12 protein-coding genes are annotated in these 15,948 nt (G+C 44.0%); 1 reads left to right on the top strand and 11 read right to left on the bottom strand.

The features are described from left to right. The first annotated feature begins 278 nt into the window (after positions 1-278). A complete protein-coding gene (locus ACTWQL_RS17830) occupies positions 279-437 on the top strand; it encodes a hypothetical protein (protein WP_443143784.1) in 159 nt (52 codons plus the stop codon). A 35-nt stretch (positions 438-472) separates the two neighbouring features. Here the strand turns inward: ACTWQL_RS17830 and ACTWQL_RS17825 are convergent, their stop codons facing one another. The 11 genes from ACTWQL_RS17825 to ACTWQL_RS17775 all read right to left on the bottom strand — a co-directional run bounded on the left by ACTWQL_RS17825 (position 473) and on the right by ACTWQL_RS17775 (position 15,725). Further along, complete coding sequence (locus ACTWQL_RS17825) at positions 473-1,591, bottom strand: C45 family autoproteolytic acyltransferase/hydolase (protein ID WP_443143783.1); 1,119 nt, start codon at positions 1,589-1,591, stop codon at positions 473-475. 33 nt (positions 1,592-1,624) lie between these two features. Continuing rightward, the gene (locus ACTWQL_RS17820) at positions 1,625-3,061 is read right to left on the bottom strand and encodes an aldehyde dehydrogenase family protein (protein WP_443143782.1); all 1,437 of its coding nucleotides are present in this window, start codon (positions 3,059-3,061) and stop codon (positions 1,625-1,627) included. Positions 3,062-3,075: 14 nt separating this feature from the next. Further along, complete coding sequence (gabT, locus tag ACTWQL_RS17815) at positions 3,076-4,428, bottom strand: 4-aminobutyrate--2-oxoglutarate transaminase (RefSeq protein ID WP_443143781.1); 1,353 nt, start codon at positions 4,426-4,428, stop codon at positions 3,076-3,078. Positions 4,429-4,472: 44 nt separating this feature from the next. After that, positions 4,473-5,606, bottom strand: coding sequence for an alanine dehydrogenase (gene ald / locus ACTWQL_RS17810; protein ID WP_443143780.1), 1,134 nt, complete (start codon positions 5,604-5,606; stop codon positions 4,473-4,475). A 40-nt stretch (positions 5,607-5,646) separates the two neighbouring features. Next, positions 5,647-6,300 carry a GNAT family N-acetyltransferase gene (locus ACTWQL_RS17805; protein WP_443143779.1) on the bottom strand — a complete coding sequence of 218 codons (654 nt, stop codon included), beginning with the start codon at positions 6,298-6,300 and terminating at the stop codon, positions 5,647-5,649. Positions 6,301-6,333: 33 nt separating this feature from the next. Beyond that, positions 6,334-7,758 carry an NAD-dependent succinate-semialdehyde dehydrogenase gene (locus ACTWQL_RS17800; RefSeq protein ID WP_443143778.1) on the bottom strand — a complete coding sequence of 475 codons (1,425 nt, stop codon included), beginning with the start codon at positions 7,756-7,758 and terminating at the stop codon, positions 6,334-6,336. A gap of 151 nt (positions 7,759-7,909) precedes the next feature. Further along, positions 7,910-9,295: an aminotransferase family protein gene (locus tag ACTWQL_RS17795; protein WP_443143777.1), complete on the bottom strand. Its 1,386-nt coding sequence runs from the start codon at positions 9,293-9,295 to the stop codon at positions 7,910-7,912. A gap of 405 nt (positions 9,296-9,700) precedes the next feature. Next, positions 9,701-11,830, bottom strand: coding sequence for a sigma 54-interacting transcriptional regulator (locus ACTWQL_RS17790; RefSeq protein WP_443143776.1), 2,130 nt, complete (start codon positions 11,828-11,830; stop codon positions 9,701-9,703). A gap of 107 nt (positions 11,831-11,937) precedes the next feature. Beyond that, entirely contained in the window at positions 11,938-12,189 is a 252-nt protein-coding gene (locus ACTWQL_RS17785) for a hypothetical protein (protein WP_443143775.1), read from the bottom strand. A gap of 46 nt (positions 12,190-12,235) precedes the next feature. Beyond that, positions 12,236-13,684, bottom strand: a complete 1,449-nt coding sequence (gene nhaC / locus ACTWQL_RS17780; protein ID WP_443143774.1) for a Na+/H+ antiporter NhaC — start codon at positions 13,682-13,684, stop codon at positions 12,236-12,238. Between the two features lie 316 nt (positions 13,685-14,000). Continuing rightward, positions 14,001-15,725, bottom strand: a complete 1,725-nt coding sequence (locus ACTWQL_RS17775; protein ID WP_443143773.1) for a S8 family serine peptidase — start codon at positions 15,723-15,725, stop codon at positions 14,001-14,003. Positions 15,726-15,948 lie beyond the last annotated feature (223 nt).

The following is a 15,948-nucleotide window of genomic DNA, read 5'->3' as shown; positions in this document are numbered from 1 at the left end:
GTTTTTTAAGATGGCTACAAACTTTATTGCTCTTGCACTTAAAGAAAGTATAAAATACTTTCTTCAGTATAAAGGCAACTAAGGCTCAACCTACAAAAGGCTTGGTCTCGCCAAGTTTTCTTTAAAAGTCGTTGATTCCCGCTCCAGGATGCTCGCTTTCCGCGGGGCATGCGGTGAGCCCACTCGTCGCCTTGCGACCTCAGGAGTCTCCTTATCAAGGAAGCATTTGTGCTCCTGCGTCTACAAGAAAGTCCTGTCGAAGCGAGTTTCCTCGTCGCATGCCTTGCGAGGAGATTATTCAGGTAGTAGGCACGCTGGTCCCGCAGGACAAGGAAAGCTTCGGCAGCGTTACATCGCACGAAGAAAATGCGATTTTCATGTTCGAGGAGTCTCGCACCTTGCTCTCCAATCAACTTGCACAAGGTGAATTTTTTTAATTACTCAAAAGCAACAATCTTTTAGAAAAGAGCCTTTAAGATTTAATAACACCTTTATTCGAAAGATTGTAATAGGTATATTCATTCGGGTCTGCTTTTCCGACACACAGCTCCATACTATGATTTGAAAGATTCATGATGATTGAGAATACCGTCTCCATTCTCCGGTGTTCTGGTGCCCTTTCATTTTCATAATGATTAATGGAATTCGGCTTGTTGAATTCATCAGATAACCAGATTTTGAATGTTTCAGTATCGATAGTCTGATTTAAGTGTACCTTCGAATGGATCAACTGTTCTGCTCTGTTTTTCCTTATTAAAGAGTCATCAAATTTGAATTCGTTCCGATCCTCGACGTTTTCCAAAATCTTGTCTGATAAAATATGATTTGTGTGAACGACTTTCCCTTCATTGGTCGTCATCATATCGATTCCATAGGGGGAGACCTCATAATTGGCTACCATCGCTCTTCCATCACCCTGATCACTGCCGATCATGAAGTTCGCGGTAGAAGCCATCTGACCATCTTTTATCTTAGAAACGGCTTCATGTAAGGAGCTGGAGTTCAATACACTCCGCAAGCCAAGGTGTATTGGAACTTGTTCACTTTTTCTATTGGTCAGCAGGGCATTGAGACAGACACCCATCCCTGCAGAATTGTACCCGATCTTTCCGATTATTCCACCTTCTGTGACCATTTGGATTGAAGGTTTCCCTTCTTGCTCGATATCCAATAACAAAAGACTTTTGATCTGCGCAGCCTTCCAATCCCAGTTCTGTGATAGGATCGCATTGTTAGAAAGAGGTGGTGTGATGCCAATGGCTGTACACCCATCACTGAAACTTCTGGTCTTGCCGGAGTAAGTGGCAAGGGCGATCTCACTTCTTGCATTCAATGCAAGGATGTCTTCGAATTCGACACCCGCCCCTTGTGCGACACCCTCCATCTCCTCAATGAAATCTGGGTTATATTGTTCGATTGCGTGCAAGTGTGACAGTGCCATTTCCTTCGCTTGTTTCCAGCTGATCTTGCTGTACCCATGAAACAAAGCTTCATAAGTAGATAGGCTTTGCAAGACCTGTTCTCTACCTTTCTCTCCATGATTCCTTCCGATTTCCATTGGTGTACCCTTCAGCGTTAGATGTTTGATCATTAATCAGTATCCTTTCAATCAAAGTTACCAGGTTCAATTCCGGTTGATGATAACCAGCTTCATTTCTGTCATTTCTTCAATCGCATATTTCAGACCTTCACGTCCTGTCCCACTTTCTTTAACACCACCATACGGCATATGGTCGACCCTGAAAGTAGGGATATCGTTGATCAGCACACCGCCGACTTCCAACTGATCTGCTGCATCCAGTCCTGCATTGATATCCTTAGTATAAATTCCTGCTTGCAGTCCATAACGTGAATCGTTCATCAAGGTAATCCCTTCGTCAATGGAAGAGATGCGATTAATGATGACGATTGGCGCGAACACCTCCTGGCAGGACACTTTGACATCAGAAGCTGCCTCCAATAGGACTGTCGGAGTCAGTGCATTCCCTTCAGCTTTTCCACCGAATGCAACTTCAGCACCGGCATTTACAGCTTCTTGTATCCAATCCAAGCTGCGTCCCAAATCTTGTCCAGAAATCATTGCCGCTACATCCGTATTTTCGTCCAAAGGATTTCCCACAACTAATTTTTTTGTTTCAGCAATGAACTTTTGAACGAATTTGTCATAAATCGCTTCATGTACAAATATTCGTTGCAAAGAGATACAGACCTGCCCCTGGAATGCGAAAGCACCATGTACTGCTCTTGGTATGATCTTATCAAGGTCGACATCTTCATCAACAATAACCCCGGAATTTGATCCTAATTCCAGTGTGACTTTTTTCAAGCCCGCCTTATTTCTGATCCCTGTTCCTACTTCAGGGCTCCCGGTGAACGTAATAGCCTTCACCCGATTATCGGTAACAAGCGCTTCTCCAATTACACTTCCCTTTCCTGTGACAATATTGAATCCGCCCGCTGGCAACCCTGCAGCCTCAATCAATTCTGCCAGGAAAAAGGCGGACAACGGCGTTTGATTCGCCGGTTTAAGGATGACAGGGTTTCCCGCAGCGATAGCAGGTCCAACTTTATGTGCAACGAGATTCATAGGAAAATTAAATGGAGTGATTGCGGCTACTACACCAATCGGTTCTCTTACAGTATAAGCGAGACGGTTTTCCCCTCCAGGAGCAGCATCCAACGGTATTGTCTTTCCTTCAATCCGTTTTGCTTCCTCCGCTGCGAACTTATACGTCTGGATCGTACGTGTTACCTCTCCCCTGGCTGTTGTAATCGGCTTCGAAGCTTCGAGCGCGATGATGCGCGCTGCTTCTTCTGATCGTTCTTCCATCAGAAACGCAATCTTTTCGAGGATAGAAGCACGTTGATGTGATGGCATTTTTCTTAATACTGTTCTTGCTCCTTCCGCAGCGATGATCGCCTTGTCCACGTCTTCTACACTTCCCTCAGGAATTTCTGCGATTTGTTTTCCACTGAAAGGGGCGTAAAGAGGTTTATAGGTTTCTGTTTCGATCCACTTTCCATTGATGAATAGATTCTTTTTCACTAACGTCATCTCCATTACTGCTCCCCCTCTTATTGTTCCTTTACGACATCTTCGATTACTTGATCTATGACATCAAGTGCCTCATTCAATTGATCGTCTGTGATGACAAGAGGACAGAGCGTCCGTATGACATTTCCATATAATCCAGCCCCTAGAATGACGACCCCACGACGGTTACATTCAGCAATGATCTTACCTGTTAATACCTTGTCTGGGTCCTTTGAATCCCGGTCTTTAACGATTTCCATCGCTGTCATTGCTCCAAGGCCACGAATATCACCAATCACATTTGTTTTTTTCCGCATTTCCTTAAATCGGTTTTTGATAAGTGTACCGATTTCGTTTGCTCTTGAAATCAGGTTCTGCTCCTCCAATAACTTGATCACTTCAAGAGCAGCAACACAACCTAGCGGACTTCCTCCGTATGTCCCTCCGATTTCTCCAGGATTCGGAGCTTCCATGATTTCCGCTTTTCCTGTCACGGCACTTATTGGTAGACCTGCCGCAATCGATTTAGACATCGTGATCAGATCAGGATCGATGTCAAAATGCTCGGAAGCGAACATTTTTCCTGTCCGGCCGAATCCTGTCTGAACCTCATCGGATATGAATAAGATACCGTGTTCTCTGCAAATTTCCCGGACTCCTTGTACAAACCGTTTTGAAGGTACGATGAATCCTCCTTCACCCTGAATCGGCTCTAAGATGAAAGCTGCGATATCTTCAGGAGGCACTTCACCCAGGAAGAAATCGTTTAACTGTTTCAACAGGTAGTCATCCAGTTGATCGTCCGTCATCCCTTTGGGTTTTCGATAATAATAAGGGTGACGCACTTTGTACGTATCGGAAGGAAATGGTCCGAATCCGTTCTTATAAGGCTTCACTTTACTGGTCAACGCCATCGTCATCGAGGTCCTTCCATGGTAGCCTCTTTCGAACGATACGATCGCTCTTCTGCCGGTGTATTTACGTGCGATTTTAACTGCATTTTCTACCGCTTCTGCCCCAGAATTAAGAAAAAAGGTTTTCTTTTTAAAATTGCCTGGCGTGATTGCATTCAATTTCTCTGCAAGTTCGATGTAAGGTTCATACATCGCTACATGGAAACAAGGATGGATGTACTTTTCCACTTGTTCCTGTACCGCCTTGACGACTGTTGGTGGACAATGTCCGGTATTCAAAGATCCGATCGCACCCGCAAGATCGATCAATGTATTTCCGTCAATATCAGTAATGAGAGCGCCTTCCCCTTTTTCAATGAATGCAGGAGAGGTATTGAACGGACCACGAGGAACATTTTCTTCCTTCCGTTTTATGAGGGCCATTGATTTGGGTCCAGGTAGTTCTGTTTTCAGATTGATGTGCTTCGTTTTCAGCAACATTGGTAGACACTCCTTTTTTCTACATCTTCTATTATTGTGATGGTTTAGACAGCCAATGTTTTTTCAGATAAAAGGGTCACAGCGGGCTTGAATTCCAATCCGTGTGCATCAGCGACGGCTTGGTACGTCAACACTCCGTCCAGTGTGTTGATTCCTTTCAGAATCGCCTCATTCTCCAGGCTTGCTTTCGCATACCCTTTTTTAGCAATTTGTAGTGCGTACGGGACGGTTACGTTCGTCAGGCCGATCGTCGACGTTTTTGGCACTGCTCCAGGCATGTTCGCCACCGCATAATGAACGACACCATGCTTTTCATAAGTGGGTTGATCATGCGTCGTAATCCTGTCGACGGTTTCAAAAATTCCTCCCTGATCGATCGCTACATCTACGATAACGGCACCGTCCTTCATCGTTTTCACCATTTCTTCCGTAACCAGTTTAGGTGCTTTGGCCCCTGGGATAAGAACCGCACCAATGACAAGGTCTGACTCCGCAACAGCTTCTGCGATGTTCAGTGGGTTGGACATCAATGTATTGATGGCATTTCCAAAAATATTGTCCAGTTCACGCAATCTTTCAGGGTTGAGATCGACAACAGTCACATTTGCACCGAAACCGACCGCTAATTTAGCGACATTCATACCGACGACGCCACCACCGATGATGGTCACTTTGCCACGTCTGACTCCTGGTATCCCGCTCAACAAAACACCTTGACCGCCATGAGTCTTTGCAAGGAACTGTGCCCCGCTCTGAGCAGCCATCCTCCCTGCGACTTCACTCATCGGCGTCAATAATGGCAGGCTTCCATTACGTAACTGAATCGTCTCATAAGCAATGCTTACTACTTTCTTATCTAGCAAAGCTTTTGTCAATGCTGGTTCTGCAGCCAAATGCAAGTAAGTGAATAGTATCAATCCTTTACGGAAATAGCTGTACTCTTCGGATTGTGGTTCTTTAACCTTCATCACCATTTCTTGTGCCCATGCCTCACGGGCGGTCAAAACGATCTTTGCGCCGGCAGACATGTATTGGTCGTCTGTGAAGCCTGATCCAAGACCGGCACCTGTTTCGATATAAACCTCGTGACCGGATGTAGTCAGGTTGAGTACTCCCGATGGAGCCAGTGCCACACGATTCTCGTTATTCTTAATTTCTCTCGGGATACCGATACGCATATGAATCCTCCTCAATCATCTCAACTTGGGTGCTATTGTTTTATTTACTCGGGTTATACGCTTCATTGGTCCATTCCATAGAAGTCGCGTAGCCTCTTGAAGCGTCGTCTTCCGGTAGGTAATTCGGTGTGACCTCCCTCAACATGAATCCATTGTTCTTCTGGAAGGTCAACACAGGATCGTAGATTTCATCATTGATGACCTTTTCAGCATACTCCTGTGCGGACATGACTTCGGAATACTTATAGTAGTAAGGAATACGGCCACCGATGATGATGCTCTTCAGGTTCAAGTCCTTGCAAACCTGTTTTCGTGCATCGTATAGACGACGGCCGAGCTTCAACTTCCTGTACTCTTTGTGGACACTTACTTCCACGCCGTAGAGATTCAAGCCATCGGGGTTATGGTTCCTGATATACCCATTGTCGGATATCGCCGTATAAGAATGATTGTCTGCATAATCATCGAAATTGACGATGAGACTCGAACAGGATCCAACAATCTTTCCTTCATATTCCACACAGATCTGCCCCTCTGGAAAAACTTCAGCCTGACTGGCGAAATGCTCTCTTTTAAATGAAATATCAGGACCGAAGCTGTCATCAGATAGTTCAGCCACCTCCAATACATCTTCCTGTGTAATGTTTCTGATCACGATTTCTTTTTCTAACCTGGGTAAATCAATGCTGGTCATACATCATTCGCTCCTTTCAATAATGGTCGCGTTTTAGTTTCCAGTGCTGATGGAGACAAATTTTTCTTCCAGATATTCCAATAAGCCGGACTTTCCACCCTCTTTTCCCATTCCGCTCTCCTTAATCCCGCCGAATGGAGCTTGAGGGACAATCGGTGCTGGATCATTGATTCCGACGATGCCATACTCCAATTCTTTCATCATGCGATGTCCTCTTCCAAGATCCTTGGTGAAGCAATATGCTGCAAGTCCATAGCTTTCATGATTTGCTCTCTCGATGATTTCTGCTTCATCTTTAAACGTGAAAATAGGGGCCACCGGACCAAATGTTTCTTCGGTGGAAATTTTCATATTATCTTGGGCATAGTTGATGACAGTCGGTTCATAGAAGTTACCTGCATCGCTTTCGGTACGCTTGCCACCGCATAACACCTTTCCGTTTTGTCTCACTGCATCTTCAACGTGGCTTTCCACCTTTTCTAAAGCCTGGCGGTTGATAAGCGGACCGACATCGATTCCTTCTTCAATTCCATTTCCGACTTTCAATTTTGCCGCTGCTTCAGCAAGCTTCTTCCCGAACTCTTCTGCAATGTTTTCGGCCACGTACACCCTGTTTGTACTAATGCATGTCTGACCTGAGTTCTTGAACTTCGTCACGAGGACACCCTGGACGGCAGCATCGAGGTCAGCATCCTCAAATACGATTAATGGTGCATGGCCGCCAAGCTCCATAGACACTTTCTTAACCGTGTTCGCCGCTTTTCTGAGGAGCAATTTACCGACATTTGTGGAACCCGTGAACGTCAACTTACGGACATCGGGATTTCCGGTCATTTCATCACCGATCTCCTCTGCTGGTCCAATGACCAGATTCGCTACTCCTTTCGGCAATCCAGCTTCATGAAAACATTCAAAAACTTTGATTGCTGAGAGTGGTGTTGATGGTGCAGGTTTTAATACAACCGTACAACCTGCGGCAAGTGCTGGCCCGATTTTCCTTGTGATCATCGAAGCAGGGAAATTCCATGGCGTAATTGCAGCCGTGACCCCTACAGGTTCCCGTAAAACCATCAAATGTTTATCAGGATGGGAAGCTGGTATGGTCTCTCCGTAAATCCGTTTCGCTTCTTCAGCGTACCAATCCAGATAAGCGATTGCTCCCCCAACCTCTCTCTTGGCATCAGGTAACGGTTTCCCCATTTCCACCGTGATCGTTTTCGCGATATCATCCGCTTTCTCTTTCATCTTCGCGACTACTCTCGCTAAGTATTTACCACGTTTTTGACCGGTCTCTTTCTTCCAGATCTTGAACGCTTCCTTTGCACTTTGGATCGCTTCTCGGGTCTCTTCACGACCTCCGGAAGCAACCGAATCAATGAGTTCTCCTGTAGCGGGGTTATAAACCTCTATCGTTTCACCTGAATTGGATTTTCTCCATTCTCCATTTATATAAAGCATGTTTCATCCTCCTTGAAATGATGGATTTTCGTGTAATATATTCAAACTCTTATAGCAAAGACTGTTGATTTTTAGTTCCATGGATAACACGTTAGGAATGTACTTTTTTCCTCGAGCGCAAGAAAAGCGGAAGGCATTCATTGAATTTGATTCATCGATATTTCTTTTCAAACACGGTGATTGCCTCATCCAAAATATTGACGATGTCCTGTACTTGTTGCCTGTTGATGATCAACGGCGGTGCAATCGCTACGATGTTCCGGCCTACCTTGGAAACGAGCGGACGGAGGATCAACTTTCTTCTAAAACATTCCTCTGTCACTTCCGTCGCTGGTAAAAGGGAAGAATCGAAGGGTACGCCCTTATCCCGATCTGCATACAATTCAAATCCTGCCAACAACCCTAATGCCCTCTCGTTCGTCACACTCGGATGCCGTTCTTTCAGATATTCGAATCCCGCCTTAAGCTCGAATTCCATGTTTTTTGCATTTGCCACAATATTGTCCCGCTCCAGAATTTCGATATTCTTCAGTGCCACTGCACATGCGGTTGGATGTCCACTGTAGGTGAAACCGTGTGCCAACACATCGTCATATTGAACCAATGTATTACGAATTTCATCTTTCAGAAGGACTGCACCTAATTGCGAGTATCCGCTTGAAATCCCTTTTGCGACACACATCAAGTCAGGAACGACTCCCCAATTATCTACACCGAACATTTCACCTGTGCGACCAAATCCACAAATGACTTCATCCGCGATGAAATGGACATGGAACTCATCACAAAGCTTACGGACTGCTTCCAGGTAACCGTCTGTCGGGACATGCACACCGCCTGAACCTTGTACTGGTTCGACAATGACAGCCGCTACCGTTTCCGCCCCTTCCCTTTCGATCACATCACGGATACATCCCTTATAGTCCGGATCACTTTTATCCCCCAATTCACAATTCGTGAGGTGAGGTTCTGCATGATAGACTTCAGTCATGCTCGATCCAGAAAAAGTATGGAATGCCGGAATCGCTGTAGCAGTTTGCGCGCCAATCGTCACACCATGATAAGATTGCTTCAATGCGATGATCTTCTTCTTTTGCGGAAGTCCTTTCAGAGCCCAATAAAATCGGGAAAGCTTGAATGCAGTATCGTTCGATTCCGATCCCCCTGATGTATAGAAAACAGCATTCAGGTCACCTGGTGCCATGGATGCGAGCTTCTCAGCCAAGCGTACTGCTGGTTCATTCGAGAAACCTGCGAAGGAAGAACTGAATGCCAACTTTGTCATTTGTTCTTTCGCGGTTTCGGCAAGCTCTTCATTACCATGGCCGAGGTTGACATTCCATAGCATCGAAAGCCCATCGATATATCGGGACCCTTCCGCATCACTGACGTAGATACCATCTCCAGTTGCGAATCTGAGCTTCGGCCCATTGTCTACAAGAAGTTTCGGATTCGTAGTTGGATGAAGATAATGCCTTTTATCGAGTTCATCTAGATTAGTAGTCACAGAATTGTTCAAAGTAAGTTGATTTGTCATGATCTGACCTCCTGATATAGGTGGAATTTAAATTCATATATAAGTAATGCAATAATCATGCCAACTTCAAATCCTTTTATTAATGGGAAATCTAATACTTGAAGATTTTGAAATTATGCAAAAAAGCATAACGCTATTTATGATTGCATGAGGTGTGGTTAACGGACACCAGAGACGTTATTCATCCGAAAAAGGCTTGTTCCGGATCGCTAACGGACACCAGGGACGTTATTTCTTCAAAATGCACCTGAAATCACCTTCAATTCGCTAAATAAGAGCTCCTGTGTCCGTTAAAATCCCGAAACGATGTTTTTAATAAAAATAAGGGCTCTCATGTCCGTTAATTCGATCTTCAGAAAGAAAAAAGCAGCTAATTCCATGATGGAATCACCTGCTTTTCATTTTCTATAATTCTATTTTCTCTTGCTTCTGCAATATTTTCTGGTATTTGCGGCTGACGGCTGATTGACTGATGTCCAATGCTTTTGCCGCTTTGGTAGTAGTCTTGTGTTTTTTCATAGCTAGTATGATCAGTTGTTCCTCCAAATGTTCCCGAGCTTCTTGGAGAGGTAATATGCCAGTAACCATCGGCTTCGCTTTCTTCGAGTCACCGAACCTTAGTGACTGATTTACAAAGTCTGCACTGATTACATCATCATCAGCTGTCACTACAAGTCTCTCAACGAGATTTTGCAGTTCCCTGATGTTACCTGGCCAATCATATACTTCTAATAGATTAAGTGCTTCAGGTGATAGATGATAATTCTTGTCGTATTTTTCGTTCAATTGCTGGATGAAATGGAAAGCCAACAGCGGAACATCCTCCGGTCTTTCACGTAATGGAGGGATCTGAATAGGGATGACATTGATCCGGTAGAACAAATCTTCCCTGAAGGTACCGTCCTCTACCATCTTGTCCAAATTTCGATTCGTAGCAGCGATGATTTGCACATCGACTGGTATTGATTTTGTGCTCCCGACTGGTGTTACTTCCTTCTCTTGTAACACTCTCAACAGCTTCACCTGGAGGCGTGTTGGAAGTTCACTGATTTCATCAAGGAACAGAACGCCTTGATCCGCTTGTTCGAAATATCCGACTTTGCCTTTTGTATCAGCGCCTGTAAAAGCACCTTTCGTATACCCGAAAAGTTCGCTTTCGAGCAAGTCTTCCGGAATGGCTCCACAGTTGAGCGTAAGGAATGGTTTCTCCCTGCGGTTTCCTTCCCGATGGATCGTTTTTGCAATCAATTCCTTCCCAACCCCTGATTCCCCTAATATGAGGACAGTCGAATCAAAATCGGCCAGTTTCTTCGTCCGGTTGATCACCTGTTCCATCTTGGAGCTGCAATAAATGATTTTGTTGGCAAAATCATCTTTGTTCTTCAACTTCTCCAGTTCTTCTTTATAATTTTTAGAAAGACGTTTCGTTTCCCTCAGTTCGGATTTCAATTTCTTCGTTTCCGTGATATCCCTTGATGCGATGATGATCCTGTGGATTTCCCCCTTATCATTGAATACTGGGTTCGCTACAGCTAGTACACTCTTACCGGAAGGGGTCTGTTGTACGACAGAAAACTTTTTCTTTTTATCGAGTGCGAGCCTTGCGACAGAAGGACTGAAAATCCCTTTCGCTTCGAATTCCATAAGGTTCTTTCCGACAAGCTCTTCCAGGTTGTCCACACCCCAGAAATCAGGGATAAAATTCTCACTGTGACGCAGGAGCTCCCCATTTTTATTAACGACGAGGATTTCATCATACATGGTTGCTAGAATGGCATTCAGATCTGTATTCAAGTCCTTCACATATTCGATTTCCATCGCCATTTCTTCAACCATCGGCAGGTCCTGGACAATGATGATCATACCGTCTGCTTGCTTTTTTTCATTAAGGATAGGGCTATAATCCACCAATAAGCCCATTTCATCAGTGATATGGATCTGGTTGAGCAATGTCTCTCCTGTAGAAAAAGCTTGATCAATATGGGACTGGTTAAATGTCTTCCCAGCCGGAAGGTTTATCATCTGCTGATAGGTTGACTTGATCATCTTCAAACCAGATTCGTTACAGTTGACGATTTTTTTGTCGCTATCGATGACGAAGACGCCCATAGGTATAGAAGAGAGCATGACTTTCAGTAGATTGATATTTTGATTATCCTGTCGGAACAGTTCTACCAGGGCATCCTCTCTTCGAATATAACCAATGAATTCATCCTCTTCATCTTTAATCAGTGTGATATGCTCACCGAGAACCTGGAAAATGAAGGGCAGGGAAATCGGCTTCCCTTGCTTCCATTCGCCCACATTCGTAATCGGAATGGCATAATTTTCGAGTGTATCTACAGACAGCTTTACATCTTTTCCTTCAGCACTGTATAAATCATCCATATAAACATAGGCATATAACTCATCATCCTTTGTAAGGAACACAAAGGGCTGGTTTATGTTCTTTAAAGACTTCTTGATTTCGTTTTCTGTGGAATTGATCGATAAACATGTAATAGGGCTCAGTTTATCTATGATTGTATGATTCATTCGGCTGACTCCTTCCCAAGATGGCTGCATCTAAGGATACATTATATCAAATATAATCATTTTTCGGAAAATTAGGTTTTTTCCTTGTTTAACTGGCCCTGTAGGAATCAATCACTTCCACCTACAACTAGATCCTCCGCTACATAAGCCAGTACCATCCCGGAGATAACTTCTTCGCCTTCGCTCACTTCCAAGGATTTGATGGAACCACTAAGACCAACTGAAATGGTTTCAAGAATTCCTCCAATGGTACGGATTTTAAAAAGTGCATCCCATTCATAAATCCTTCCGTTTTCTTTTATATGAACCTCTTCAATCACCCCATCATAAGGACTCGTGATCATTTCATCATAGTTCAATTTTATCTCTTCCTTCCCTATATGAAGTAATCGTTTTCAATTCTTTTTAAGCTTCAGCACGCTTCCGTTCCGAAAATTCCAGATTCATTTTTGTCGATTCGGATTTTTCAGGCAAGTACTCGATCTTGAAATTGAGATATCCGTAAATGACAGCGATGATCGGACTTAGGATACATAAAAATGCAAATGGCGCATAACTCAATGCTGATACACCAAGTGTTGCGAACATGAATGCTCCGCATGTATTCCAAGGTACAAGCGGTGATGTCATCGTGCCAGCATCTTCAAGCGTTCTGGACAAATTTTTCGGATGCAGGTTCCGGTCCTCGTAAGCCTTTGAATACATCCTCCCCGGCAAGATGATCGATAAATATTGATCACATGCGATGATGTTAGCAGCGATACAGGTAGCAACCGTCGTTGCAATCAAGCTTCCCGTCTTTTTCGCAAAGGACAGCAACGCTACTACAATAGCTTCCAAAATACCTGCTTTTTCCAATATTCCTCCGAAAGACATGGCAATCAGGATCAAAGCTACAGTGTACATCATACTTTCCATCCCGCCATTGTTAAGAAGATTGTCCACTACTTCAATTCCAACATCCTTCGAGAATCCATAATACATGACGTTGACTGCATCTCCTGTAGCCATACCTTGGAATCCGATTGCAAATAAAACTCCGATGACGGCTCCAATCGTAAGACCCGGGATGGCAGGCATTTTGAAAACCATCATCACAATGACTGCAGCTGGTGCCAGCAATAACCAAGGAGTAATGTTGAAAATATCACCCAATTGGTTTTGTAGAGCTTGTACTTCTGCAATACTGGATCCACTTTCAGTGAATCGCAGACCGATGAAAGTGTAGATGATCAACGAGATGAGCAGTGCAGGTATAGTCGTATACATCATATGCTTGATATGTTCAAAAAGCTCAGCACCAGTGATCCCAGGAGCCATGTTTGTCGTTTCAGATAATGGGGAAACCTTATCTCCAAAATAAACACCTGAGATAACAGCACCGGCCACCATCGCCAAATCTACTCCCAGCCCCTGGCCGATTCCCATGATGGCAATTCCAATCGTACCTGCTGCAGTCCAGGCATTCCCTGAGGCCAAAGCGACGACGCAAGAAATGGCACACGCAGACACAAGAAAATATTGTGGTGACAATAGATCCAATCCATAATAAATCATCGTTGGAACGATTCCGGCTGCAATCCACGATCCAATGATCGCCCCGATAATGAGCAAAATCATGACTGCTTGTAATGACAAACGGATGGTGTTTAGGAAAGACGTTTCAATATCGTTCCAGGAATGTCCCAGCCATAACGCAACGATTGTAGCGACGACCCCGCTCAGTAACAACGGAATGTGTGGATCGAGTTCAAACGTTGAAATCCCGAAATACAAGGACACAATCATGAAGACGATCGGGATCATGGCTACTTTTAATGACGGTCTTTTAACTACCTTCTTGTTTTCGTTCAAAATAATCCCCTCTCTATACAACGTATTTGAGCCGATTTGCATATCCGGCCCGCTACACTTTAAATATGCAAGTTTCATGCCAATGTAATATTTTTTGATTTATTCGGATAATTCAGATTTCAGATAGAGGTGATTACCCATTTTTGCATAGATTATTTGTTTTTTCATAATTATTCGATAGATTTTGTGCTTTTTTAACTTTATATAAAAAAGGGAGAGGAATGTATGGATGATTCTTCCACTTGAGTTTGAATCAAAGCATTCATTGTACAAAAAAAGATGACCTGCCGGAGCAAGCCATCTTGTGTTACTAGTTTTATTGATTGGAAGTCAGGTTCAGACCATCCGTCCCTGCACTCAAGTCTAAGTAGTAGGTTCCGCTGCCGTCATAAGAGGATACTTTTAACGTATACGTTCCTGTCGCAGTCGGATTGAACGTAAGCGTTTCTTGTCGTTCAGTACCTTCTGCTTTTGCAACCTGCTGACCTGATGGGTTATAGAGATAGACATCAAAGTCAGGTTCACTTCCCCACCATAGGAAGCCAGGCTGCCAATCCGGGATGATCAGTGTTACAGCGGCTGGATAGTTCGTATTATCCACATTGAATTGATACGTATCTGCTGCACCAGATCCACCTAGAGAATTCTGTTCAGCAAAGTGATTCGGCTTCGTAATGTTTGTTCCTGATAGATTGCCAGCATCGCTGATTGCTTCAAAGCCATCCAGGAAACCATGTCCATAATCGACATCTTTACCTGCCGGACCCCAGTCTTCCGCTGTACCTGCAATGATATTTTTCACTTGATTCGGTGTAAGCGAAGGATTCGCTTCAAGCATCAATGCGATCGTACCGGCAGTGAACGGAGTCGCCATACTGGTTCCTGAATAGGTCACATAACCATTTCCGCTATTTGCTTCTGCTGCAGTCAGATTATACCCTGGTGCAACAACGTCAGGCTTGATACGTCCATCAGCTGTTTCTCCACGGCTTGAAAAATAAGCCAGGAAATAGCCGCCTTCTCCAAGGTCAGCACCAGCTCCTACTGTGATGACTTTATCAGCAGCCCCTGGGGAACCGATCGTTTCCTTACTAGGTCCTGCATTCCCTGCAGCAACCGTTACAGCTAGTCCAGCATCTACTGCATTATTGACTGCCTGGGAAGTCGAATCCGTACCATCCGAGCTCGCGGATGTTCCTAGGCTTAAGCTTAATACTTCAATGCCATAAACATCTTTATTTTCTACTGCCCATTCGATCCCAGCAGTTACTGTACTCATACTTCCGCTGCCCTGGCTGTCCAATACTTTGACACCAACTAATGCAGCCCCTGGAGCCACACCTTTATGCGTCGGATTTCCATCCCCGTCACCAGCTACAGTACTTGCCACATGTGTTCCATGACCTTGATCGTCATAAGGGGTCGTACGATTGTTGACAAGGTCCTTCCATCCGATGACTTTTCCTTCATCGAGATCGACGTGGCTTGCATCGATTCCTGTATCAATGACGGCTACCACCTGATCATCCATTGAATACGAATTGACATTTCCATCGCCATCTCCAGTCAATCCGTAATCCGCTCTTGCTTTTTCTGTCCCGAACCATGTATTTGCTGTTCCATTGAATGCTTTTACAGGAGCATCATATTCAACCGATTTAACGAATGGGATTCTTTCAAGTCGCTCGATCTGCTTTTTCGTCAAAGTTGCAGCTACCCCATTGATCGCTTTATCGAATTTGAATGTTGTATCGAACTTTCCGACTTTCTTCATGATCGCTTCATGAGCCTTTTGATTAGCCATTGAATTATCAAATTGGATGATGACCTCAACCTTTTCTGAAGCTTTCTTTTCCGTAAGCATCGACTCTAAGTTATCGAATAGTTTGTTTTGGTTTTTGTTGACCATAGCGGCTGCAAAGTTAGGATTCTTCGCTTGCTGCAGCTTTTTACCTGGCTCCGCTCCGCTTGCACCTCCTAAGGATGTCAATAACATACTTGTTGCTAACACTGCTGATGCGACAACATGTTTCTTTTTCATTCCCTTTCCTCCCTCGGTTTTTGTTACATTTTAGGAATATTTTGATTTTTCTGTAGTTTAATCGTATTACATTTGACCTAGTATATAATGAGGAATAAGTGGGGTTTATTTGATTTTCAAAACTATGTAAAATGTAGGATTTATTTCTATGTCTGTTTTTTGATAACAGTAACACCATCCTAGTTAAGCAAGTGTTTATCTTTTTAAATGGCGGGAAAAGATT

It is taken from the genome of Pseudalkalibacillus sp. R45 (genome assembly GCF_052246725.1).
In the GTDB taxonomy this organism is placed as follows: Bacteria; Bacillota; Bacilli; order Bacillales; family Fictibacillaceae; genus Pseudalkalibacillus.
Note: the sequence above shows the minus strand (reverse complement) of the source record. Positions and strands in the feature narration are given on the sequence as shown.